The following is a 24,169-nucleotide window of genomic DNA, read 5'->3' on the forward strand; positions in this document are numbered from 1 at the left end:
GGCTCAGTGCGGACCGAACGATGCCGGCCGCTTCTCGCGCAGTGCGGCTTCGCCCTCCACGACATCCGGGCCGAGGAACCCGAGCATCTCATAGGCGGCAGCCTGGTCGAACAGCGGCATCGACTGGCGCAGCCAGCCGTTGAGCACGCGCTTCGTGAGCCGGATCGCCTGCTGGGGGCCCGTCGCCAGGCCGTCGGCGATGCGCAGCGCCTCGCCCAGCACCTGGGCACGGGGCAGGCAGCGACTGACCAGCCCGATGCGCTCGGCCTCGGCTCCGGTGATCATCTCACCGGTGAGCAGGTAGTAGCGCGCCTTCGCCAGCCCCGCCATCAGCGGCCAGACCAGCGCGGCGTGATCGCCGGCGGCCACCCCCAGCCGCACGTGTCCGTCGCCGATGCGGGCATCGTCGGCGCACACCGAGATGTCGGCCAGCAGCGCGACGACGGCGCCGGCGCCCACGGCGACGCCGTTGATGGCCGACACGATCGGCACCGGGCAGTCGGCCATCCCCTGCACGAGACGCGTCATCTCAGAGAGCATATTCCCGACCCGCTCGGACGAGCCGGCCAGACGCCGCACCATCGCCAGGTCGCCGCCGGCCGAGAACGCCTTGCCGGCGCCGGTGACCACGACCGCACGCACCGACTCATCGCGCGCGATGTCGTCCCACACCCGCGCGAGCTCGCCGTGCATGCCCTCGTCGGCGGCGTTGTACTTGTCGGGGTTGTTGAGTGTCACCAGCAGCACGCCGTGACCACGGCGCTCGAACAGCAGCTGCTGATACGACGAGAAGTCCATGGCATTCCTCATTTCATCGATTCGCGGTCGGGTCAGCTCATGCTCAGGCCGCCGCTGACCGACAGCGTCTGACCCGTGATGTAGGCGGCATCCGACGATGCCAGAAACGCGACCGCCGCCGCGATGTCTTCGGGCTGTGCGAGCCGGCGCAGCGGGATGGCCTTGATCAGCGCGTCGCGCAGGTGCTCGTTGCCGGCGGTGACGCCCGCGAACAGCGCGGTGTCGGTGGGCCCCGGCGACACGCAGTTGGCGGTCACGCCGTAGCGGGCGCTCTCGCGGGCGATCGTCTTGGTGAAGGCGATGACCCCGCCCTTGGCCGCGGCGTACACCGCCTCGCCCGACGAGCCCACCCGCCCGGCATCGGAGGCGATGTTCACGATGCGACCGCCCCCGGCCTCGTGCATGAGGGGCAGCACCGCCCGGCACGTGTTCAGCACGCCGAACAGGTCGATGTCGACGACCCGCCGCCAGTCGGCGCGGTCGGAGTCGACGAACGGCCCGGCCCGGTCCCACCCGGCGTCGTTGACGAGGACGTCGATGCGGCCGTATCGGCCGGCGACGTGCGCGACGACCTCGTCGACGGATGTCGGGTCGGTGACGTCCATGCGCACGCCGAGTCCGCCCGCACCCAGGTGCGACGCGGTGTCGCGCGCGGTGTCGAGGTTGAGGTCGGCGGCGACGACCTGCGCGCCGTCGTCGGCCAGGCGCAGTGCGATGGCACGACCGATGCCCTGCCCCGCGCCGGTGACGACGGCCACGGCATCCTGGAATCTTGACATGTCCTTCTCCTTTCGTGAGATCAGCGCGGCGTCGGCTCACGGCGCCGACGCGCGGCCGAGCAGCCCGCGGCTGATCACGAGCTTCGACGCCTGTGCCGTGCCGTCACCGATCTCGAGTCCGATCACGTCGCGCAGCCGCTGGCCGACCGCGTTCTCGGACGAGTACCCGGTGTGTCCGAACGTCAGCAGGCACTGGTGGATCACCTCGACGGCCAGCTTCGGCGCCCACAGTTTCGCCATCGCCGCCTCGGTGGTGTGCGCGAGCCCGGCGTCCTTGCGCCACAGCGCCTCGTAGCACAGCAGCCGCGCCCCGCGCACGCGGGTGGCCCCGTCGGCGAGCGGGAACGCGACGCCCTCGAACCGCCCGATCGGCTGCCCGAACGCCTCGCGCTCCCGCGCCCACTGGCACGCCTCGTCCAGCGACTGGGCCGCCGCCCCCAGGCAGGCCAGGCCGATCACGGCGCGCGAATAGTCGAAGCCCTGCATGACCGAGACGAACCCGTCGCCGGGCGCGCCGACGAGCCGGTCGGCGGGCGCGGGTGCGTGGTCGAAGTACAGCGACGCGCGCCCGATCGAGCGGCCTCCGAGGTCGTCGAAGCCGTCGCGGTGCACGTGGGCGTCGTCGAGATCGATGTAGAACGCGCTCACGCCGCGGGCGCCCTCGCCTCCGGTGCGCGCGAGCACGAGGGCGGTCGTGGCCGACATGCCCAGCGTGATCGACGTCTTCTCACCGGTGAGCGACCAGCCGTCGTCGCTGCGCTCGGCCCGCAGCCCCAGGTGGGCGGCATCGGTGCCGTGCTCGGGCTCGGTGACGCACAGCGCCGGCAGCGCGTCGCCGTGTGCGATCGGCGGCAGCCACGCCTGCTGCTGCGGGGCGGTCGCGTTGCGCAGCAGGATGTCACTGATCAGCGCCGTGTTCACGATGATGTACGCCGCATTGACGTCGGCCCGGCCGACCTCTTCGGCGGCGATGCCGGTGGCCACGGCGCCCGCCTGCTGACCGCCGAGTGCGACGGGGATTCGCAGGCCGGTAAGCCCCATGTCGGCCATGTCGCGCACGAGCTCCGGCCGCAGCGCGCCGGCGACGTCGTCGGCACGGTAGCGGGGTGCGAGCGTGCGCGTGGCGAAGTCGCGCAGAGCGGCGCGGTACTCCTCTTCATCGGCACTGAATCCGAAGTCCATCTCGCGCCTCCGGCGCCCCGCGGCGCCGCTGTCTTCTCACAGTCTACGACGAATATTGACTGGTAAGTAAAAGTTTGACGGAGTTGTAGAATCCATCATGGGATGCCGCAGCCGCCGCATCCCGCACGCGACATCACGTGACGCACGGGTGACCCGCAGAATGCGCCGTGCTGTGCGAGGAGGACCGATGACTACCGCCCGACAGGCACAGGCTCCGGCATCCCCCCGCATCGCCCGCAAGCGCAGCCGGCGGCGCGCCGAGATCCTCGCGGTCGCCGCCGAACTGTTCGCCGAGCGCGGATACGACGCCGTCGCGCTCGATGACGTGGCCGCCCGCCTCGATGTCACGAAGGCGTCGCTGTACTACTACTTCAGCGGCAAGGACGAACTGGCCACCGCCGCGATCGAAGCGCTCGGTGACGAGTGGATGACCCGGCTGGAGCGCCTGGGCGCCGCGCATGACGGGCCCGCCTCCGCGCGCCTGCGCGCGCTCGTGCACGAGAACATCACGATCGCCGTCACCGAGCATCCGCATGCGCTGCGCATGTTCGTCGCGCCGCGCGCGTGGCCGCAGCCGCAGGCCGAGCGCATCCACCGGCTGCGCCGGCGCCACGATGCCATCTTCCGCTCCGTGATCGAGCAGGGGGTCGCGACGGGCGAGTTCAGTGTGATCTCGGTCGACATCGCTCTGCAGTGCATGCACGCGGCCATGACCCAGGCCCCGGTCTGGTGCACGCCGCTGGCTGTGCGCACCCGCGCCCGAGCGATCGACCAGCTGTGCGACACACTGATGCTGCTGATGGGACCCGCCGGCCGCGCGGCGGTAGCCGCGCACGTCGGGCTCGGGGATCAGCGCCGCTGCGGCGGGACCTCCAGCGGGGTGAGTGCGCCCCCGCCCAATGCGAGATGAGCGCGTCGAGTTCGTCCTGGTGCTCGCCCCGGGCGATGTGGTCGACGCGCGCGATGACCAGGCCCGGATTCGTCTGCCAGAGCGTCTCGGGTGCGAGGCCGAGATGCTCGAGCGTGCCGGGCCGGAAGTTCTCCACGAGCACATCCGCATCGTCGATCAGGCTGTGCGCGGTCGCCAGATCCGACGGATTCTTGAGGTCCAGCGTGACCAGGCGCTTGCCCCGGGACTGGACCGCCCACCACAGCAGTCCTCCGTCGTCAGAAACGATCTACTTGATTGTCTCCCGCGGAGCGCGGCGGCCGTTGGTCATTCGGATGCCACTGGTGGCCGGCTGATCGGCGTTCTGCCGGCCGGTGTCGGGCCCCGCGTCAGCTCGAGCCACTCCATGCGGCCGGCACGATCGTCCACACCACCTCGGTGACGTCGGCAGCCGTGTTGCGCCACGTGTGCGGTTCGTGCCCGTTGAAGGTCAGTGTGTCGCCGGTGTCGAGGGTGACATCGTGGGTCGAGAAGACCAGGGTGATCTGGCCCGTGATGACATGCAGCACCTCGACGTCGCAGTTGATCGTGTAAAGCTCGGTGCCGCCGTCGGCCCCCTCGGCGAGGCTCGACCGAACGCACTGCACTCTCGACTGAGTACGGGGTGTGATGAGCCGCTCGCTCGCTCCGCGTCCACCCAGGTTGATGCGAGGCGCATCGGCGAGGTGTACGACGTCAGTGTCGATCTCCTCGAACAACGAGCCGATCGACAGGGAGAGCACCTCGCAAAGTGAGACCAGGGTGGCGACGCTCGGTGAGGTCTCATCGCGTTCGATGCGGCTGAGGAATCCGCTGTTCAGCCCGGTAGCCTGCGCGACCTGTGCGATGGTCAGGCTCTGCGCCTGTCGGCTGGCGCGCAAGCGTGCGCCGAGTCGAATCGGCGTCGTCGACGGAGCTGGCGGTAGCGGCCTCATCCTGTCCTCCCTGATCAGTATTGACCTGAAGCAATGACTCTTGACAGTCGTGCGAGATAAGACGAGACTATCGATCACAAGTTGTCTGAGAGACATCAATTCATGTTTCACAAGCAATAATATCCTCTACGGAGAGAGAGCAGTCATGGTCGACCACGTGCCGTTGGGGCCGCCGGATGCGAGCCTGAACCCGCGTTACGCGGGATTCGCCACGTTTGCACGCCTGCCGCGGTTGGACGAGGTTTCGCGCGCCGATATCGCGTTCGTGGGCGTTCCGTTCGACAGCGGCGTGAGCTTTCGGCCGGGCGCCCGCTTCGGTCCGTCGCACATCCGCGAGTCGTCTCGACTGCTGCGTCCGTACAATCCCGCTCAAGATGTATCGCCGTTCGCCGGCCAGCAAGTCGTGGATGCCGGAGACGTCATTGCGAACCCGTTCAACATCCTCGAAGCGGTCGACCAGATTGAGCACGCAGCACTGGCTCTCACCGAGCAGGGCACGCGGCTCATCACGCTCGGAGGCGACCACACGATTGCGCTCCCCCTGCTGCGGGCGGCTGCGCAGCGGGCTCAGCAGCCTGTCGCCGTCCTTCACTTCGATGCGCATCTGGATACCTGGGATACCTACTTCGGAGCCCCCATCACGCACGGCACACCGTTCCGGCGCGCGTCGGAAGAGGGGCTCATCGATCTGACAGCCAGCACTCATGTCGGCACTCGCGGCCCCTTGTATACGACGGAGGATCTGCGCGACGACGAACGGCTCGGTTTCGCCATCATCTCGAGCGTCGAGATTCAGGACGAGGGGTTGCCTTCCGCCATCCGGCGGATGCTCACGCGCCTGGGCGACCGCCCCGTCTACCTGTCTGTCGACGTCGACGTCATGGACCCCGCCCATGCGCCCGGCACGGGTACGCCTGAAGCCGGCGGCATGACCAGTCGTGAGCTGCTCTCGATGATCCGCGCGCTGCGCGCCGTGAACCTGGTCGGCGCCGACATCGTCGAGGTCGCGCCGGCGTATGACCACGCCCAGATCACCGGCATTGCCGCGGCCCACGTGGGCTACGAGATCCTGTCCGCCATGACACCCAAACCTGAGTAAGCCTCAGTACCGACATACGAAGAATGAGGAGAAGTCAAGGATGCCTTCCACTAAGCAGAGCCGGCGAGGCGAGCCGGTGATCGAGCAGCACTCGATCGACTACATCCCGCATGCCGAGCGTCACGGAAAGGTCTGGCACCAAGGGCCGTTCTGGTTCACCGGCAACTTCGTCGTCGTCACCATGGTGACGGGGTTCGTCGGCCCGGCTATGGGTCTCAGCGTATGGTTCAGCGTCCTGGCCGTCGTGTTGGGTGCGTGTTTCGGCACGTTCTTCATGGCCTTTCACGCGAATCAGGGCCCTCGAATGGGGCTGCCGCAGATGATCCAGTCGCGGGCGCAGTTCGGCAGCCGGGGTGCGATCGTGCCGTTCGCCGCGACGGTGTTCGTCTACGTGGGCTTCATCGTCTTCGACACGATCCTGGCAACACAGGGCATCAACGTGTTCCCCGAGGCCAAGGCGTTCTGGTATCCCTTGCTCATCATCGTGTCGATCGTGATCGCTGTGGTCGGGCACGATCTGCTCCACTTCATTCAGCGGTGGCTGACATATGCGCTGGTCGTCGTGTTCGCAATCGTGACGATCGTCGCGATCGTCCACTTCTCCACTGCGCCTGTCGCGCAGGGGGCCGCGGTGGCGACGGCCGGCTGGAGCCTGGTGGCTTTTCTCGTGCAGTTCTCCCTGGCGGCGGGCTACAACATCAGCTATGCCGTCTATGTCTCCGACTACACGCGGTATCTTCCAGCGAACGCCTCGGCTCCGAAGCTGATCACGTCGGTGTACATCGGCGCGGCGTTCTCCGCCGTGTGGCTCATGTCATTGGGTGCGCTGCTGGCCAGCTATATCCCTGATGCCGATCCGATCAACTCCCTGCGAAGCGTCGGGGACATCTTCTTCCCGGGGTTCGGTACTATCGCGGTCATCGTGGCTGTCTTGGCACTCGTGTCGATCATGGGAGTCAACGCATACGGTGCGATGCTCACCGGTTCGACAGCCGTCGATGCGTTCCGCAAGGTCCGTCCGACCGTTCGGCTGCGCGTGATCGGTTTGATTGTGGTCGGCCTCGTCGCTCTGATCGTGGCGCTGCTGATCCCCGACAACTATCTGAACAGCTTCAACAGCTTCGTGCTCCTGATGCTGTACTTCCTGGTTCCGTGGACGGCAGTCAACCTTGTGGACTTCTACTTCGTCCGGCACGGAAAATATGCGATCGCCGAGATCCTCAAACCTGGCGGCTACTACGGCCACTGGGCATGGCGAGGCGTGGTTGCATACTCCGTTGGCTTCCTGGTGATGATTCCGTTCTTCTCGCTGAGCTTCTTCGTAGGGCCCATGGCGCAACTGCTGGGCGGTGCGGACTTCTCGTTCGCCATCGGCCTGGTCGTCTCGGGTGGCTTGTACCTGCTGTTCTCGCGAAGCATGGATGCGAAGGCCGAGGCGGCGGCGCGTGCCGCCAGCAACTTGGAACTGGAGGGAACAGAGGCGGAGCTGCAATGACCACCGTCGCCGTCTGCCAGATCGCTCCCGTCCTTGGGGACAAGATCGCAACCCGGGGCCGCATCCACGGAGCGGTGCGTGAGGCCGTCGCAGGTGGCGCGTCGATCATCGTGCTGCCAGAACTGATCGCACCCGGCTATATGTTCCGTGATCGAGATGAGTTGATGGCCGCGGCAGAACCGTCCGACGGCCCTACGGCCCACGACTGGTGCAGGCTGGCGACCGAGCATCAGGTGATGATCATCGGCGGCATGGCGGAGCGGGCGGGTGACGTCGTGTACAACTCGGCCCTGATGGTGGATGAGGCCGGAGTGCGTGCCGTCTACCGCAAGGCGCATCTGTGGAATCACGAGAAGACGGTCGGGTTTCACGCGGGATCTGAGCAGCCGCCCGTCATTGACACACCGTTCGGCCGCATCGGCATGATGATCTGCTACGACCTCGAGTTTCCCGAGTGGGTGCGTCTGGTCGCGCTGGACGGCGCCGATCTGCTGTGTGCCCCGGCGAACTGGCCGCAGTACCCGCGGCCGGACGGTGAGCGACCGGGCGAGGTCGTCAGGGTGCAGGCCGACGCGGCGGTGAATCGGATGTTCGTCGCGGTCGCTGACCGAACGGGGCTGGAGCGAGGGCAGGACTGGGTCGGCGGCAGCGTGATCGTCGACCCCGATGGTTATCCGGTGACGCGCCTCGCTCTGGGCGGACCCGCGGTCCTGACCGCGGACCTTGATCTGAGTAAGGCCCGCAACAAGTCCATCAGCGAAGAGAACGACGTCCTCGCTGACCGCCGCCCCACTCTGTATTCGAGGATTGCGCAGTGAGCGTCGATGAAGACGGGCCCGATCGAGCCGTGTGGTCGGCGTCGTCGTCGGCATCGGTGAGGTCCTGCCGCGCAGCGTCTCGGTGCGCGCGCAGCGGAACGGGTGACCGCCACGATCAAGAACCGGCCGCCCGACCGGGCATCGGCCACAGGTCGAGGAAGTCGCCGAGCCAGGTGCGCACTTGGGCGAGGCATCCGGCGTCGACATGCCCCGCGATGCCGGTGAGACGGTGCCGGCTGAGCGTTCGTGGTTGTTCCGTCATGATCCAGGACGCCCGCTCGAGGCCCGAGTGACCCGTCACTGCGACGTGGTTGGGCCAGTTCCGATCGACGGTGGTGATCGGGAGCACGATGGCCAGTGTCGTCGCGGCGTCGAGGTGTCCCGCTGACGAGATCACCAGTACCGGACGGTGACCGCCCTGCTCTCGCCCGCGGATCGGATCCAGGCTCGCCCACGCGATCGTTCCCGGCGCCAGCGCCAAGTCAAGCATGCGTCGCGTCGGTCAGCTCCACCGATTCCCACTGGCGGGTCTCTGCGAGGTAGTCGTCGACCACATCTGCCGGCGCGGCACCCATCGCCTGCTTGGCTGCTGCAAGGCGATCATCCCGGTCGGCGAGATCGGCCAGGATCGCAAGGTGTGCGCCGAGCGTAAGGCCGGCACGGGATGCCTGAGCCTTCAACCGGTCACGGAGTTCGTCACTGACCTTGATCGTCGTTGTCATACTCCTAGTATACCGACGCTCTCCGGTTGCGAGTGGGGACAGACTTTCCGCAGCCCTGGATCGTGGACGGATGAGCAGCGGTAGGCCGCAATCAGGTGGTGGTCCAGATTGGCATCCGTGTTCCAACAGCAGGAGCCTCGACGTCACCGCGCAGCGAATTCCGCAAACCGCTCTGCGAGCCGGTCCTGCGCGGGCCGCTCGTTACGCCGCTCCGGCAGCTGGATCTGTCGCCCATGCATGTCTTGCAGCCCGTGCCGCAGCATCGGTCCGTCGACCTCGTGCAGCAGCGCCGAGTTGATGCGCACTTCGAAGTCCGGCGTGATGCCCATGAGGTTCCGGTCGTACGCCGCGTGGTGGATCTTGCACATCGCCAAGCCGTTGGTCACGTGGGCAACGCCCTGCTCTGACGCATCGGGGATGATGTGCGCAGCATCCAACAGTTCTGAATGGCGAAGCGCGCACACCGTGCACGACCCGTCGTACGCGTGCAGCACGCGGGCACGGAAGATCGGCTGATGCAGGCGCGTCTGCACGAGCCGGTCGGCATAGCGCTTCTGCGCGATCGTGTAGCTGGCGGGGTCACCGAGCACAGCGAGCCCCTCATCAAGGGGAAAGCGCACCACGCGCTCGACAGGGTCGTTCTCCGCGATGTAGATCGGGTAGTACGGCAGGTAGTAGCCCTCGCGTACCGCGCTGAAATAGACGATCGGATCCTGAGCCTCGAACGCGCGAATCAACTTGACGTTGTCGCCGCCCTCGCCGGCGCGATAGTGATATTTGACCCAGCCGTCGTCGCTCTCGTAGTCCTCGTACTGGTTCTTCTTCCAGCCCGACATGATCGACAGCGTCGACGAGAAGTCGGCTGGATTCCGGATGCCTTTGCCTCGGTCGAGCAACGGAATGCGCTCGCCGTGATAGGCGTATGAGCGAAGAACCGTGTGATGGATCTCGTACCCACCGTGGCCGATGAAGACGTCATCGAGCCAGCGGAAGACGTCCTTCCGGATCGCCGCTTGTTCTGCTGCACTGCGCATTCGTGCCACGGTTCGATCATGGCCTAGCTAACAAATGGACGGGCGCCCATCTAACGATTAGTCGGAGCTCTGGCCAACAAATCGACGAACAGGAGCGCACGACCTCGGTTCGCAGCCAGGCTTCGATCGCCTCGTCACGGGCGAACAGCGTGCGCAGACGGAAGTGCCTTCTTCACTCTGCCCGCGGGGTCAAATCGATCCGCATCCAGTCGATGTCGTCGTCGCGCTCGCCGATGTAGCGCAGCAGGTCCTCCTGCCGCGGCTGGCCCACGACCAGCCGATACGCGCCGACGGTGCGCTGCAGCCGCTCAAGCTGCGCCGACTCGCGGCTCGGTAGACATCCGTCGATGCGGTGCTGCAGCACCACACGCCAACAGTCGTCGTCGCTTGCGCGCGGCAGAGTGATCATCTCGGGCCGGTTGAACAGCAACCGCAACCCGCCCGCGACGTCGAGTTCGCGACGCAGTTCGTCGTGTTCGTGATTACCGAGGGCCGAGGTGAACTCGTGTGGGATGGCGGCGCACGGGCGATGCGCGCCGGTGGTGACACCGTCCTCATCGGTGACACCGTCGTCATCCCGTTCGCCGCTGGGACGGTGCGCGCGCCCGGCGAGCGCGCCGGGCGATACGCTCACACCACAGTCGTCGGCAGAACGTAGCGCTCGCCGTGCCAGAGCTCGCCCTGCACGAGTCGCGACGCGACCTCGGCGAGCATCGTCATGCCGGCCACCGAATCGGCGTCGGTGCTGTCTTCCTTCTCGTTGTGTGAGATGCCTTCGATGCTGGGTATGAACAGCATGACGGTGGGGACGACATCCTTCATGTTCGTCGAGTCGTGCCCGGCAACGGTGAGGATGCGGGATGCCGGCAGCCCGGCCGCTTCGGCAGCGGAAGTCGCAAGTGCTACCCCCGCAGGCGTGTACGAGCGCAGGCCCCACTCGTGAGTGAGGGTCCGCTCGATCGTCACTCGGGCTGTCGTCTCGATGCGCGCGAACTCCTCCTCAAGCAAGCGGTTGGCTTCCTCCAGCACGGCTTCGTCCGCGGATCGCAGGTCAAGGTTGAACTCCGCGAACCGCGCGATCGTGACGGGAGAGTTGGGCAGTACGCGCATCGTCGACACGGCCGTATGCAGCTTTCCGGCCGCGACACGGTTGGTTAATTCACGGGCCGCGACGACAGTCAGCGCCGCACCGTACAGGGCGTCGTGCCGATCGGCCATGATGGTGGCGCCAGTGTGCGCCTGGTCGCCGTGCACGCGTACGACATACTTGCTGGCCGCCCAGGTGCCGTCGACGAGACCGATGGTCGCGCCGGAGTCTTCGAGGATGCGCCCTTGCTCGATGTGGATCTCCGCGTAGTTCCCGACCTCGAGCGGGGACTCGAATGTGGCGTCGGGTGTCAGGGCTTCGGCGACCGTGATCCCCGCCGCATCAGTGATGGTCAGCGCGTCTGCGAGCGCCAACTTTCCGGTTGCCACCGAGCTGCCCATCATGCTTGGCGAGAATCGGCTGCCTTCTTCGTTGAACCAATCCACGACCGCGACGTTCACGGTCGGGACGATCTCATCCATCGCGACTCGGTCGGCCACGGCACGGGCGGCATGCCCCGCTGCGAGCACACCATACGCGCCGTCGAATCGCCCTGCGAGCGGCTGGGAGTCGAGGTGGGACCCGAGTAGCACGTAGGGCGCCCCGGGCACGAAGCAGTGCAGGCCGAAGACGTTCCCGATCTGGTCTATGCGCACGTCGAAACCGTTGGCCTCGAGCCATCCCGACCACCAGGCGCGGGATTCGTGGTCGGCGACCGTCGCCGCTTCGCGGTCGACCCCGCCGCCGGCGCTTCTGCCGATCAGCGAGAGCGCGGCGAAGTCCCGGAGGAATCTCGCGCCGTCCACGTCGGCTGTTGACTGGGCCCCCGTGGGGTCACCGTCGGTGTTCATTGTTTTCCTCTCATGGTCGTGCGCGGCGCCTGCCGGCGGCTTCATCGCCTCACCGGCTGCTCGGCCGTGAAGGTGCATTCGCCGCCGACCCAGGTGCTCAGCACCCCGATTTGGCCGATGGTGTTGGTCGGCACCTCGCGTGGGTCATCGGACAACACCACGAAGTCCGCGAGCATCCCAGGGGCAAGGTGGCCCTTGCGGGCAGCCCACCCCGTCGCACGTGCCGAGCCGGTTGTGTACGCGGAGAGCGCCTGATCGACGCTGATGCGTTCGTCAGGCCCGTAGGCCCGGCCGGTCTGCGTCGTGCGTTCGACGAACGCCTGGATGACGCGCAATGGCGCGCCTTCGGCGACCGGACGGTCGCTGCTGCCGGGGAGGGTGATTCCGGCGCGCAGGACGGACGCCGCGGGGTAGGACAAGAGCGTCCGTCTGTCTCCGAGCTTCTCGGCCATGCCGTCGCCGTACGCCGCGATGAACATCGGCTGTGGGACCAGCGCCGCCCCGAGACTCTTGATGCGCGGCAGCTGCTCGGGCCGGACGACGCCCCCGTGCTCGATGCGGTGCGGCATCGGCGGTGTGCGATGTGATTCCGCCGTGGCGCGCTCCAGCATGTCGAGCGCGAGATCGAGACCGCGGTCGCCGATCGCGTGCGTGGCGATGGCCCACCCGGCGTGCACCGCCCCGGTGATCGTCGCGGTCATGGCGTCGGGGTCGCCCTGAAGGTAGCCATGACCCGTGTCATGCCCGCAATACGGCTCGGTCACGGCCGCGGTGCCGCCCAGCAGTGACCCGTCGACGAACAGCTTCATGGGCCCGATCTGCAGCCGGTCATCGCCGAGGCCGCAGCGGATGCCGGCGTCGAGTCCGGTGAACGGCCCTTCGGTGCGGTGCCCATGGACCGGGTGGAGCACGTCCGAGGTGATCATCGCCTGGATGCGTGTGGAGAGCATTCCATGTTCGTGGGCGTCCTGATAGGCGGCGAACTCGCGAGGGCTGTGGCCGATCCAGCCCCCGCCGACCCCGGCATCCGTCACCGACGTCAGACCCTGACGCGCATACGCGGTGGTCGCGCGGTCGAGCGCCCGCGATATCTCGAGCAGGGGGTCGGGCTGCAGTACGTCTTGCACGGGCCGCATCGCGTTCTCCTCCAGGAGCCCGGTCGCGCGCCCCTCGTCATCGGTGGCGATGACACCGCCGTCGATGCGTGCATGCGGGTAGCGCCCGATGCCGACGGCCTCCAACCCCACGCCGTTCACCGTGTAGGCGTGGCCGGAGGCGTGCTTGATCAGCAGCGGCCGGCCGTGCGCCGCACGGTCGAGGGCGTCCAGTTCGAGCGGGGCGTCGAGGGCCAGTGGATCGAAGCCGGCTGCGATGAGCCAGGCCGAGGCATCCGAGTCGTCACCGGACGCCTGTGTGACCTTCTCGTACACCTGTGAGCGGTCGGTTGCACCGGTGAGATCGGTTTCGGACAGAGTCTGTCCGTACCAGACGCTGTGCGCGTGGGCGTCGTTGAAGCCGGCCATCAGGAAGGCGCCGCGCCCATTCACCTCGGTGTCGGCGGTCATACCGTCGAGCTGCTCGTCGAAGCCCACGACCACTCCCTGCCACACGCCGACGGCGCTCGCGACCGGCCGCTGCGACCACCCGGTACGGATGCGCGCGTGGGAGAAGATCAGATCGATGTGCATGGGACCGCCTGGCTTCGTGTAGTGCCCTTATCGGCACCGCACATCCATTACATCTGTGCTGGTTCACACGTACAATGGACTTTCGCCGCGCAACACGGCGGCGCGATTGTGGAATTGTCCAATCCGAGGGCCGAAGAGGACGCCGCCATGGGCACGGATGCCGCAGAATGGACCCGCCTGATCGACCGGCTCGACGAGGCGATCCCGCGGGTGGCCGAGGACTTCCTCACAGAGTTCGCCGCACGCAGCCTCTACCCAGCTGGCGCCGTCTCCGGGGAGGACCTCCGGGCCACCGCCGAACAGACGCTGCGGATGCTCGTGCACCGGCTCGACGACCGGGGCTCGAGCCCGGCCGCGACCGACCTGGTGCATTCCCTGGGAGAGCGCCGCGCACGTCAAGGCGTCCCGCTCGATACGCTGACCGAAGCCGTGCGGCTGGACCTGCTGGTGATCTGGCGATGGCTGCGGGAGCTCGCCGGCGACAAGTACACGGTGCTGGTCGCGGATCGGTTCGAGGTCATCTTCGAAGTGCTCGATCGGTATGTGCTGGAAGTGCAGACGTCGTTCTTGCGTGAGCAGGCAGCGTTGGAGCGCGATTCACGCCGGGCGACGGAGCGAGATCTGTCGCGGTTGTTCAGCAGCATCCCTCCGGCGGCATCTGTCGTGGAGCGCGCCGCGTTGGCCACGGGGATCGACGCAACACAGCGGCTCGATCTGGCCGTTTTCGACGAGCAGAAGTCCGGGGAGGCCCTGCAGCGACTCGAACATGCCATCACTGCCGGCGCGGTGTGCACCTACACATATGACGGAGCGCTGTGCGCATTCTGGCGCCACGGCGCACCGTCGTTCGACGCGGCGTCGATCCATCCTGTCGGCGGCCTGCTCGTGAAGGAGTTGGACGGGCTCGCGCAGCTGCCCCTCGTGGCGCGTACGCTGCGTGATGCGCTGCATGCCCTCGGCCCCGTCGAGGTGCTCACCCCGTTCACATCGGCCTGGCCTGCCGTCGTCGCGGACCACATCATGACGATCATGCCCTCGTTCATTCCCTCAGCCCTCGCGGGTCTCGACGGCACCGGAGTGTATGAACGGGAACGGCTGGTGACGACAGTGCGCTCGTACATGCAGACCGGGTCGATCAAAGAGACGGCAGAAGCGGTCTTCTGTCATCGGAACACAGTGGTGAACCGGCTGAGCACGTTCACACGGCTCACGGGGCTCGATGTCACCGTGCCAGAGCAGGCGGCGCTGGCTGTGGTGGCGCTGCAGACGGTCCACGTCTGACGTCACAGTCGTAGGTATTGTGCAATTGTCGATTCTAGATGCCAGATAGCGCGTTTAATCGCCATTGAAGGTGGGCGAATGTTGCGTCACGATTGATCCGGCGCGACAGTCTCGTTGCGTCGGATCTGGACGAAGGAGCCCCCATGCCCGCTGAACGCGACGACGCGATCGGCCAGGTGACGACCGAAACCGGCACGGTCGTCCACATCACGCCCAAGGAATTGCGGCACATCGCGGCCGCGGCGTTCGTGGGTACTGCTCTTGAGTGGTACGACTACTTCCTGTTCGGTACAGCAGCTGCGATCGTCTTCAACAGACTGTTCTTCTCGGCGCTGAATCCGACGGCCGCGGTGCTGGCCGCGTTGGCGACGTTCGGGGTCGGCTTCGCCGCGCGGCCCGTCGGGGCATTCCTGTTCGGCATCATCGGCGACCGAGTCGGACGCCGGCCGACGCTGATCATGACGATCATCTTCATCGGCACCGCTACTGGCCTGATCGGTGTCCTTCCCACCTACACGGATGTCGGGATCCTCGCGCCCAGTCTGCTGGTGCTGTTGCGGTTGTTCCAGGGCATCGCCGTCGGCGGTGAGTGGGGCGGTGCGACCACGATCGCGATCGAGCACGCGCCGGCGAAGCGTCGGGCCCGTTATGCCGCGCTCGTCCAGGTCGGTTCGCCCGCAGGAACGCTGCTGTCGTCGGGTGTGTTCGCGCTGGTGCTGCTGCTCCCGCCGGAGGTCTTCGACGCGTGGGGATGGCGGCTGGCGTTCCTCGCCGCGTTCCCGATGCTGCTGGTAGCGCTCTGGATTCGGCTCAAGGTCGAGGAGTCGCCGGTGTTCAAGGAACTTGTGCGGCTGGACAAGCGCGCGAAGGTCCCGGCGCTCGATGTGTTCACGAAGTCCTGGCGCCGGCTGATCGTCGCGGTCGCGGCGGCGTTCCTCGGTGTCGGCGGCTTCTATGTGATGAACACGTTCGTGGTCAGCTACGTGACCAACACCCTCAGCGGCGACCGGCAGATCGTCGTCAACGCGACGCTGATCGCGGCCGTAGTGCAGATCGGCGTGATCCTGCTGTTCGGCCGGGTCGCCGAGAAGATCGGCCCCGGACGCGTCACGTTCTGGGGCGGCCTCGCCACTGCGGTGGCCGCGTGGCCGCTGTTCGCGCTGATCGACACGAACTCGCCGGTGGCAATCACGGTCGCCGTCGCGCTGGGCATTGGGCTGTTGACCATCACCTACGCCGTCACCGGCGCACTGCTGACTGAGCTCTTTCCACCCGAGCAGCGTTACTCCGGTGTCTCGCTCGGCTACAACATCGCGGGGGCGCTCTCCGGGTTCCTGCCATTCCTCGCCACCTGGTTGATCAACGCCAGCGGCACGACCGCATCGTGGCCCGCCGTCGTGATCCTGGTGGTCATCTCGCTGATCACCGCGGTAGGCGGAATCGTGGGTGAGCGCCTGCGGGTGAAGGACCAGGCCATCGTCTTCGAGGGGTGAGGGCGCGCTCTGAGCCGGCCGACTGACCGTCGTCGGCCGCGTCGGCCCAGGCGTCAACCTACTGGGATCGGTGTCGTCGGCCGGGCGCCCGCCGACTGATGGTCTTCAGCCGGGGGCTCCCATACCCTGGCCTCTCTGTCGATGAGCAATCGTTACCCGATGGGTAGCTTCTGCCCACAACTGCTCACTTTTCGAACGCCGAAAACGCCGATAAGTCGAGCGCCGCCGACACGCGCTTCCTCGAGTACGGCTTCGCCGGCGGCCCGCAGGTCGAGATTGAACTCCGCGAACGCTGCGACCGTGACGAGATGCACTCGCATCATCGAAACACGCGCGCGGCACCAGGCTGTCGACTAGGTCGCAATCGCCATCCACGTGCCTGCCACGACGATGCTCGCGAAGGCCGCGCCGACCACCGACCAGGCTACGACACGAGGCCAGTCCACCCAGCGTCGGGCGGGCGAGGTGTTGCCGAAACTTGCGGCGTCGGACCACGCCACGAACTCATCGAATCGCATGGTGACGCGCGGTGCTTGGGCACGCTCTCGTCGTGTCTCATTTGCCGCCGGCTTGGTGCCGGGCGCCTGCCCGGGGTCAGTGGTCAGCGGATCTGACATCGGGGAAGTCTGAGTTGGCTGTGCGCGGAATGGTCCCGGTCGGTCTGCTGAGCGCCGTGGACCGGCCTCCGCTACGGGTGGGGAATCGCTCGAGACCCTGCGTATATGCCGAACGAGGATGTCGTGGGCTTCCCGTACGGCGTCGAACTCGCGCGCGAACTGCGTTCTTGAGCGCTCGTCCACGTCGGGATGGCGATCGGGGTGCACGCGTCGCGCGTGCCGACGGAAGGCTGCATGAACGTCATCGATGCTGGCATTCCGCTCCACGCCGAGATGCGCACGCGCTTCATCCAGGGTCATTCGACTACCTGCAGATAGCGCTGGTATTCGCGAACGAGTCGCTCGGATCGGCGGTGTTCTGCGGTGGCTGCGAGCGTCTCGAAGACCCGCCGAGTCACTCGGCTGCGCAATATGGTGTATGTCGCGAGGAGGGTGATCGCGACCACGCCGGCCACCGCGGTCACCGTACCCAGCGCCGGGACGTGGGCGAAGCTGCCCACCGCGCGCAGTATCAACACCACGATGAATAGCCACATCGCGAGGCCGCGACACCAGGAGATCTTGGCGTACACGTTTGCGCTCGTTGTGCGCCACTCTTCGTTGGCGACCCAGAATCGCCAATCGGCGGGTGCTGCCGTGAGTCCGGGTCGCGGCGTCCAATCTGGAGGCGGGCACCAGAACACGTTCTCGCGGACCCATCGCTTGCTCGGCGGCGGCCACCCTCGCGGCATGCGGAAGTCCGCAGCAACACCCGTCACGCGGATTCTTACGGCGCGTCGACGCATCCCTCGACTCCCCTGTGTGATGAGAAGGCTCTCACGAGAGACTACCGGGACTCGGCGACGTAGGACGGGGAACTTGACCCGAGCGGCGGTGGAATCAGCGGCTTTGGAGCCGGCCCGTCCCGCGCCGCTGCTACCCGATGGGTAGCTTCGTCGTGCAGTCGATCTTGGTGTAGCGGCGGCCCTTCGAGTCGATCGAAGTGCCCTTATCGCCGTATGCGCGGCAGCCGGTGTCCGTGCCCCCGGGGATGGCCGGGCTCTTGACGGCCGGTTTCTGTGCCGGCTGCTTCGTCGACGGGGCCACTTTCGAAGAGCGCCTTCACTCTTCCGGCGGGCTCAGATCGATCCGCATCCAATCGACGTCCCCGTCGCGCTCGCCGATGTAACGCAGCAGGTCCTCTTGCCGCGGCTGGCCCATCACCAGTCGATACGCGCCCACGGTGCGCTGCAGCCGCTCGAGCTGCGCCGACTCGCGACTCAGCGGCTGCGCCGGCACGTACCGCTCGATGACCGCGCCGCCGGGGCGCGTGAACACCCAGAACGGAGTGATGTCGGATGCCTCGGCCGGCCGATCATCGACGGCCGCATCGAACATCGCGGCCCACGGATCGTCCCGGGGGTCCGCCAGCGCCGCCAGGCCGTATTGTGCGGCCACGTTCTTACGCACGGCGTGCCCCTTGTAGCGGTGCACGCGTCCCTCGCGCTGCTCAAGGTCGACGGGATTGCTCGGCAGGTTCCAGTGCACGACCGCGTGACTGTAGGTGTGAAAGTCGAGGCCCTCTTGCCCGGCCGATGTCGTTGCGAGAACGAAAGGACGGAACGGTGAGTTGAAGGCAGTCCGGATGCTGCTGCCGCGGTCGATCGCGCTCTTGGTGACGGCATCCCCCATGCGTGACGCGAAGTGCGTGCGCACCCGCGTTTCCGCAGTGTCGATGCGCCCACCATCCACGGTGAAGTGCTCGATCCGTGCGCTCGCCGTGCGGGTTGTCAGCGCCTCGACCATGTTGGCCGCGAGCACCGCGGCCCGACGCGTCCCATCGGCGTCCTGCAACCCGCACGACTCGACCAGCACGTGGGCGTATTCGTCGAGCACGGCCTGCAAGCATCCGTCGATGCAGTGCTGCAGCACCACGCGCCAATAGTTGTCGTCGCTTGCGCGCAGCAGAGTGATGATCTCGGGCCGGTTGAACAGCGACCGCAACCCGCCCGCGATATCGAACGCCCGCCGCCGGCGCTCGACGTCGGCAAGAACCGCCGGGCCGCCAGACACTCTCGACAGCGCACGCAGTGCCGTCACACCGGGACCGGCGACCGCCAGTTGCGCGAGCACCTCGGCGAGATCGTCGGGCTGCGCTCCGAGCGGGCGCTCGGCGAGCTCGACGTCCAGCTGCGCGGCGCGAAGGAGGTGTGCATCCAGCGCCCGCCGCCCCTCAGCGGCGCGACCACCACCCGCATCGCCTGCCTCAGCCTCAGCCTCAGCGTCAGCTGCTTCATCGGCGTCGGCATCGTCATCGGCGTCAGCACCCGCAGACGCGTCGCCCAACGACCTCAACACCGCATCGAACGGTGCGCTCTCGGCAGCGGCGTGAGCGCGGTCCAGCAAGAGCGGCGCGGCCCAGTACCACCGTTGGTCGACTGGCCCCTCGGCAGAAGGCAATGCGGCCAGTAGCTCCCGCACGCGCGAAGCGACGGTCTCGACGACGTCGACTCCTTCACCCCGCGCCACGGCCAACGGGTCGCCGACCCGCGCCAACACCAGGCTGGGATACATCAACGCGAGCACGGTCATGCCGGACTCGCGTTCATCCCCAGAGAGCCGGAACTGCAGCGGCCGAGAGACGCGATCGGCGTATCCACGCTTCGTTCCCAACAGCGCAACGCCCCGCCGCTCGGCCTCGTAGCTCATGAGCGACGCGATGGCCTTCGGCACGACGGTCCATGCCGAGAACACGAGACGTTTTGTGAACGACTGCAGCTCGGGTGCCACGTATGCGCCGCCGAGCGGGTAATAGGGCAAGGATGGTGGAATCCATGCGAGCTGCCACGCACCCCGATCGAGCACGTCGTGCAGGAGTCCGCGCATCTTCGCGTTGCCCGGCTCGACCGCGCCGTACTCGGCAAGCGTCTCGCGCGAGAGCAGCGGCGCACCCCGCAGCGCGTCGGCCACACCCGCGTCGCCGCGTTCGATCGCCGCCTCGAATCGGCGCCGCAGCTGGTAGCTGCCGCGTTCCATGATGCTCAGCGGGTACGGCGTCGACCGCCAGTACTCGAACACATCGTGCCGGTCGACGAGGCGGGCCACGTTGTCGACGAATAGCCAGGTGCGAAGATCGGATGCTGTGACGCGGGCTGCCGCGAGTGGTCGCTCCGCGAGCATCCCGTCGCGATCGGGCGTCGACGCGAGCCGCTCGGTGCGCGACATGATCTTGCGGAGCTCGCGCTCGACGGCGTCGCGCGCTGCCCGCGCCTGCTCGACATCGCCCCCGCCGAGGATCGTCTCACGCATCTCACGGAGGCCGGCCTCGACGCGTGCCGCCCGCTCCCGACCGCCCAGCACCGACACCGTGCGGGTGAAGTCTCGATAATGGTCGTCGCCCTCGGGCTCGTCGGGCAGTGTGTACATCTTGTAGGGAGTGGCCGACAGCATGAGCACCCGCGCGTCGGGATAATCCATGAGCGCGTTTGCGAGTTCGGCGCTTTCGCCGAGCGGTGCGGTGTCGTCGTCGGTGCGCAGCAGGTCTTTGAACCGCTGAAACTCGTCGAGGATGATCAGATCAGGTTCCAGATGGGTGACCGACGCCCGCGCGACGAGGTGCCGCAATCGTCCGACAAGTGCGTCCCGCCGCATCCGCACCGGCAACGACGGCTTGCCGCGCAGATAATTGAACTCGAGCACGCATTCGCGTAGCTCGTCGGCCAGACGCCCGCCGTTCGGTCCCGTCGCTTTCTCTACTTCGAGTGCAAACGTGTCGCACAGCTTCGCGTCGAGCTGTTTCTCGTCGAACGCTTTCAGGTGTCGCTCGAAATTGTCACGGCTCACCCAGCCCTCGAAGAACCGCTTCCATCGGGTGTGGTGGCGTACCTCTGCGCCCCAGGCGCGTACGAGCATCCAATAGAGCATCACGCGCTCTTCGGCGCGGCCCGATCGCTGCCCGACTTGGAATGACGTCCCTGGTGTGAACGAGACGAAGTTCACATCGTGTTTGCGCAGCGAGCCGATCACCGCCGGCAGCATCGTCAGCCGATCGGCATGCCTCAGCTCGTTGCCGCCAACGGCGTTCAGCCGGCTGAGGTTCTGCCGGGCGATCTGCGCGTTCGAGCAGATGTAGACGACGTCGATGCGTCCGACCTTGCCGCGCAGGTACTCGACGGTTTTGGCGATGACGCCCTTCGCGACCATTGTCTTGCCCAGGCCCACCTCGTCGGCGACAAGAAAGCGGCGGGTGGCATCGGCATCCGTCCACAGCCGGCGGAAGACGTGCTCGACGGTGTCGAGTTGAAAGTCTTTGAGACTGTCGAGCACCGCCTCTGTCGATATCGCATCGCTCATGCCGACACCTCCTGGTGCACGCGCCAGACGGCGTCCCAGAGTTCGTCGAACGATTCGGGAATGAGTGCCGCACCGTTGGGCATCGCCCGCAGCTCGTCGACGAGGTTTGCGACCCGGGCCAGCGCGTCGGTGTCGCGGCCGAGGGCGCGCACGAGTGGCTCGAAGAGAGTGACGGAGGTGGATGCCGCAGGCCCGAACTCGCCGTATCCGACGGCCGCGGTCGCCGATGCCGCGACCAGGTCGTCGTACGACGGATCACCGAGCAGGAACACGAGGTAGCGCAGCACATCGAGGGGGCTGGACAGCACGTCGTGAAGTGCCGCGGCACGCCGGTCGCCGACGTCGCCCGTCAGTTCGGCCATGATCACGCAGCGCGTGGTCACCCGCGACTCTCCCTGCCCGGCCGTGGTCTCGACGGCGAGGAACGGGGTCACGTTCTTCGCTGCGATCGTCCAGACCAAAGGATCGCTCGAGGGCCGCGCCTGCGTCGCCGACACCGATGCTGGCCAGACTCTCGACATGCCAGGGTCGGGCGGCGGGTCGATCACGAGCGTGAGAGTGACCAGGCCGTCGGTTGCGGCATCCACCTGCAATACGGGGTGCGATGCGGCCAGAGCGAGCTGAAACTGTTCGATGAGCTTCTCGGTCGCGATCGTGGGCGCTTCGGCGCCGGACTCAGACTGTGGCGTGTACGCGCCAAGGACAGCTGCGAGGCCGTCGTCGTCGAGCACGCGTTCGACTCCGCAGTCGTGGGTGGGGCCAGTCAGCACGGCGTCGAACTCGACGCTCTTGCCCCACTGCGCAGAGGTCATGTTCGCGCTGCCGGTGACGGTCGTCGACGTGCCGCCGTCGAGGTCGAGCACGAATGTCTTGGCGTGCAGTCCGTCGTGCGGCGCGCGCGTGGCCTCGATCGCGGTGTCGGCGTCACTGGCTCCTTCGGCCAGGCGCTGCAGGGTGCGGATGCTCCACCCGTCGAGCGCAGTCGAGCCGATCAGGTCGAACGACTCGGCGCGCGAGACGAGGGTGCGCTCGCCGCTGATGCGCGCCATCCCCGCGACGGCGGGAGGGGTGAGGAACGGGCTGATCGCGAGCAGCCGGTCAGCGCGCGCGGGGAAGGGCCACACGGGTTGGTCAGTGAGCCCTATCGGTAACAGGCGTCCTTCGGTGAAGGGTGTGGGAGGTTGCAGCCGCACTGCGGCGAGGGTGGTGCTGAGGTCATCGATGAGCGCTTGCCGGTCGGAATCGAGCGCGCGTAGGCCGAGAGAGGGGAGTTCTCGGATGAAGGATGCCGCCGGTTCGGCATCGATCGTGCCATCCGGTGATTCGTCGAGCACGAGAGCGGTGTCCCACGATCGATCGAACGTGAGATTGCGGCTGAGGATCACGACCCGATGCTGGTAGCCGCCGGCCGCATCGATGAAGCGCAGCGCCCAGATCTTCGGGTGGAAGATGCGTGCGTGCGCGGGGGGTGCAACCTCGCGCACGCTGTCTTCGATGAACGTCAGCATCGACCGGTAGTTCGAAGGCACGGCAATACCGCCGGCCTGCACGAAGATGGTGGTGCGGTCGGCGTGCCGGCGCACCGCCTCGAGCAGGCGAATCGGGTCGATGCCCGAGTCGTCGCCCCCGGTCGTGTGTGCGCGGTCGGCAACGGCGAACGCGAGGGGTGCCAGCAGCAGCGCGGTCAGGTCCAGCGTGTAGGTCGTGCCGACGGCGGCGTCGACGCGGAACTCCGCCGGCGGGCGCAATGCGTCGGTGAGCATGACGCGCGATTCGGGGGCGAGGCTCATGCCGCTGCCCTGCCGTCCGCGAGGTCTGCCAGATGGTTGCGCACGATGTGCCAGCGGAACATGAGCCGGCCCATGCCGCTGTCGCCGTTCCAGGAGTCCAGCGCGGCGCGGTTCGCCAAGCGTGCGCGGCCCCGCTTGATCTGGATCTCGCGGTCACGCACCAGCTCGCGCGCAGCTGGGTCGTCGGCGATGTCGGCGCTGGCCGTGACGTGGTCGAGCCAGCGGTTGATGAACCGTTGTGCGCCGGCAGCGACGCGCGCGTTCTGGTGCAGGATCGTGTTCCACCAGTCCGCACGATCCCAGTCGTCGAGAACGCGGGTCACGCGTATCTCGGTCGCCCACGAGTCGAGCAGCGCACGATACCTGTCGATGCGGTCGGGGTTGTCGATCTGTTCGGCGAGCAGCAGGTTGTAGAGGATGCTGGCGCCATTGATCGCGAGGCTAAAGCGGTGTGCGTGGTCGAGCTGGTTGCGAATCGTCGTGGGTGCCTGTGTGAGATCGATATCCCAGGCGGCGTCGGGCAGTTCGCCTGGCGGATGCTCGCAGAGCCAGGCGAGGGCGGTGCCTGCGGTGGACTCGGCGATGCGATCGGAGAGATAGCCGGCTTCGTCTGCGGTGAGCGCAAACGAGGTCGCTTTCAGCAGGTGGTGCGGAGCAGGCGGCAGTGCGGGATCGAGGGCCGGCTGCGGCATCCACCCGCGGGACTCGGGGTCATCGCTCGTCGGGGTGCGGCGCTGCAGCGCTCGTAGATCGGCGGCGGAGCGGAAGAACGCGTTGGTCGAGTCGGCGCGCACAATTCCCCAGGTGGTCAGGGCGCTCCAATACGCGATGCTGGGCAGCCGCTTTAGCTCGCCGCCTGCGACGCGGCCGAACACGCCCGTGGACTCACCTCCAGCTTCGAGGCTTGGGATGAGTTGGTATTCGTGCGTGCGGAAGTGTTCGCGCATTTCGTCGTGCGTGCCGCCGCCATCGGCGGCACGCTGCAGCAGCCATGGGAGGAACAGTACGTAGCGCAGGCGCGTGTGCAGCACCGACGTGCCAGGGAAGAGCATGTCAGAAAGGGCATCGCGCACGGCTCCGATGCCGAGCTCGTCGACCGTGCCTGGCTCGCGGAACAGGTCGATGACCTCGAGCATGCGCCGCCGCGCGCCGGCGTCGGCGTCAAGCCAGCCGAAAGAAGACATGGTTTGACCGTAGTGGGGTGACACCCGTGAGGCGGCAATTGACTGTCATTGCGGAG

21 protein-coding genes and 2 pseudogenes are annotated in these 24,169 nt (G+C 67.1%); 6 read left to right on the top strand and 17 right to left on the bottom strand.

Annotation, left to right across the window (positions count from 1 at the left end; all coding sequences use genetic code 11):
* Positions 1-3: 3 nt before the first annotated feature.
* From ABD705_RS01915 to ABD705_RS01925, 3 genes are read right to left on the bottom strand one after another with little or no spacing between them, the layout of a single operon-like run.
* Positions 4-798 (bottom strand): enoyl-CoA hydratase/isomerase family protein, encoded by a 795-nt coding sequence (locus ABD705_RS01915; RefSeq protein ID WP_344779941.1) that lies wholly within the window; start codon positions 796-798, stop codon positions 4-6.
* 32 nt (positions 799-830) lie between these two features.
* Positions 831-1,577: an SDR family NAD(P)-dependent oxidoreductase gene (locus ABD705_RS01920; RefSeq protein ID WP_344779943.1), complete on the bottom strand. Its 747-nt coding sequence runs from the start codon at positions 1,575-1,577 to the stop codon at positions 831-833.
* Between the two features lie 36 nt (positions 1,578-1,613).
* Positions 1,614-2,759: an acyl-CoA dehydrogenase family protein gene (locus ABD705_RS01925; protein ID WP_344779945.1), complete on the bottom strand. Its 1,146-nt coding sequence runs from the start codon at positions 2,757-2,759 to the stop codon at positions 1,614-1,616.
* 187 nt (positions 2,760-2,946) lie between these two features.
* On the opposite strand from ABD705_RS01925, the gene ABD705_RS01930 reads away from it, so the two are divergent.
* Entirely contained in the window at positions 2,947-3,669 is a 723-nt protein-coding gene (locus ABD705_RS01930) for a TetR/AcrR family transcriptional regulator (RefSeq protein WP_344779947.1), read from the top strand.
* Positions 3,670-3,718: 49 nt separating this feature from the next.
* Here the strand turns inward: ABD705_RS01930 and ABD705_RS01935 are convergent.
* Positions 3,719-3,937: pseudogene (locus tag ABD705_RS01935) on the bottom strand (CoA transferase); the annotation flags it as partial.
* Positions 3,938-4,037: 100 nt separating this feature from the next.
* Entirely contained in the window at positions 4,038-4,622 is a 585-nt protein-coding gene (locus ABD705_RS01940) for a helix-turn-helix domain-containing protein (protein WP_344780430.1), read from the bottom strand.
* A gap of 145 nt (positions 4,623-4,767) precedes the next feature.
* Here ABD705_RS01940 and speB point away from each other — a divergent pair, with 145 nt between their 5' ends.
* The 3 genes from speB (at position 4,768) to ABD705_RS01955 (ending at position 8,034) form a co-directional block, all read left to right on the top strand.
* Positions 4,768-5,721 (top strand): agmatinase, encoded by a 954-nt coding sequence (gene speB / locus ABD705_RS01945; protein ID WP_344779949.1) that lies wholly within the window; start codon positions 4,768-4,770, stop codon positions 5,719-5,721.
* 76 nt (positions 5,722-5,797) lie between these two features.
* The gene (locus ABD705_RS01950) at positions 5,798-7,216 is read left to right on the top strand and encodes a purine-cytosine permease family protein (RefSeq protein ID WP_344779951.1); all 1,419 of its coding nucleotides are present in this window, start codon (positions 5,798-5,800) and stop codon (positions 7,214-7,216) included.
* Positions 7,213-8,034, top strand: coding sequence for a nitrilase family protein (locus tag ABD705_RS01955; RefSeq protein WP_344779953.1), 822 nt, complete (start codon positions 7,213-7,215; stop codon positions 8,032-8,034). The genes ABD705_RS01950 and ABD705_RS01955 overlap by 4 nt, the downstream gene beginning before the upstream one ends.
* Positions 8,035-8,149: 115 nt before the next feature.
* Here ABD705_RS01955 and ABD705_RS01960 read toward each other — a convergent pair whose 3' ends face one another.
* From ABD705_RS01960 to ABD705_RS01985, 6 genes are all read right to left on the bottom strand, one after another.
* Positions 8,150-8,524 (bottom strand): type II toxin-antitoxin system PemK/MazF family toxin, encoded by a 375-nt coding sequence (locus tag ABD705_RS01960; RefSeq protein WP_344779955.1) that lies wholly within the window; start codon positions 8,522-8,524, stop codon positions 8,150-8,152.
* Positions 8,517-8,756 carry a hypothetical protein gene (locus ABD705_RS01965; RefSeq protein WP_344779957.1) on the bottom strand — a complete coding sequence of 80 codons (240 nt, stop codon included), beginning with the start codon at positions 8,754-8,756 and terminating at the stop codon, positions 8,517-8,519. The genes ABD705_RS01960 and ABD705_RS01965 overlap by 8 nt, the downstream gene beginning before the upstream one ends.
* A gap of 143 nt (positions 8,757-8,899) precedes the next feature.
* Positions 8,900-9,790: an HNH endonuclease gene (locus ABD705_RS01970; protein WP_344779960.1), complete on the bottom strand. Its 891-nt coding sequence runs from the start codon at positions 9,788-9,790 to the stop codon at positions 8,900-8,902.
* 172 nt (positions 9,791-9,962) lie between these two features.
* Positions 9,963-10,424, bottom strand: a complete 462-nt coding sequence (locus ABD705_RS01975; RefSeq protein WP_344779962.1) for a hypothetical protein — start codon at positions 10,422-10,424, stop codon at positions 9,963-9,965.
* A complete protein-coding gene (locus ABD705_RS01980) occupies positions 10,421-11,728 on the bottom strand; it encodes a hydantoinase/carbamoylase family amidase (protein WP_344779964.1) in 1,308 nt (435 codons plus the stop codon). The genes ABD705_RS01975 and ABD705_RS01980 overlap by 4 nt, the downstream gene beginning before the upstream one ends.
* 41 nt (positions 11,729-11,769) lie before the next feature.
* Entirely contained in the window at positions 11,770-13,293 is a 1,524-nt protein-coding gene (locus ABD705_RS01985) for an amidohydrolase (protein WP_344779966.1), read from the bottom strand.
* Between ABD705_RS01985 and ABD705_RS01990 the strand changes: the two genes are divergently transcribed.
* Both ABD705_RS01990 and ABD705_RS01995 read left to right on the top strand, forming a co-directional pair.
* A complete protein-coding gene (locus tag ABD705_RS01990; protein ID WP_344779968.1) occupies positions 13,222-14,697 on the top strand; it encodes an RsbRD N-terminal domain-containing protein in 1,476 nt (491 codons plus the stop codon). The genes ABD705_RS01985 and ABD705_RS01990 overlap by 72 nt on opposite strands.
* Positions 14,698-14,840: 143 nt before the next feature.
* Positions 14,841-16,190, top strand: coding sequence for an MFS transporter (locus tag ABD705_RS01995; protein ID WP_344779970.1), 1,350 nt, complete (start codon positions 14,841-14,843; stop codon positions 16,188-16,190).
* Positions 16,191-16,543: 353 nt separating this feature from the next.
* Here the strand turns inward: ABD705_RS01995 and ABD705_RS02000 are convergent, their stop codons facing one another.
* The 6 genes and pseudogenes from ABD705_RS02000 to ABD705_RS02020 form a co-directional block, all read right to left on the bottom strand.
* Positions 16,544-16,807 (bottom strand): hypothetical protein, encoded by a 264-nt coding sequence (locus ABD705_RS02000; protein ID WP_344779972.1) that lies wholly within the window; start codon positions 16,805-16,807, stop codon positions 16,544-16,546.
* 108 nt (positions 16,808-16,915) lie between these two features.
* Positions 16,916-17,107, bottom strand: a pseudogene (locus tag ABD705_RS16050) (J domain-containing protein); the annotation flags it as partial.
* The gene (locus ABD705_RS02005) at positions 17,104-17,379 is read right to left on the bottom strand and encodes a hypothetical protein (RefSeq protein ID WP_344779974.1); all 276 of its coding nucleotides are present in this window, start codon (positions 17,377-17,379) and stop codon (positions 17,104-17,106) included. The pseudogene ABD705_RS16050 and the gene ABD705_RS02005, both read right to left, overlap by 4 nt.
* Positions 17,380-17,908: 529 nt before the next feature.
* On the bottom strand, positions 17,909-21,139 hold the full coding sequence (locus ABD705_RS02010) for a helicase-related protein (RefSeq protein WP_344779976.1): 3,231 nt from the start codon (positions 21,137-21,139) through the stop codon (positions 17,909-17,911).
* Positions 21,136-22,929 carry a phospholipase D family protein gene (locus tag ABD705_RS02015; protein WP_344779978.1) on the bottom strand — a complete coding sequence of 598 codons (1,794 nt, stop codon included), beginning with the start codon at positions 22,927-22,929 and terminating at the stop codon, positions 21,136-21,138. The genes ABD705_RS02010 and ABD705_RS02015 overlap by 4 nt, the downstream gene beginning before the upstream one ends.
* Positions 22,926-24,113, bottom strand: coding sequence for a DUF6361 family protein (locus tag ABD705_RS02020; protein ID WP_344779980.1), 1,188 nt, complete (start codon positions 24,111-24,113; stop codon positions 22,926-22,928). Before ABD705_RS02020 ends, ABD705_RS02015 begins: the two co-directional genes overlap by 4 nt.
* Positions 24,114-24,169 lie beyond the last annotated feature (56 nt).

The sequence above is a fragment of the Microbacterium kribbense genome, from assembly GCF_039537285.1.
Lineage (GTDB): Bacteria > Actinomycetota > Actinomycetes > Actinomycetales > Microbacteriaceae > Microbacterium > Microbacterium kribbense.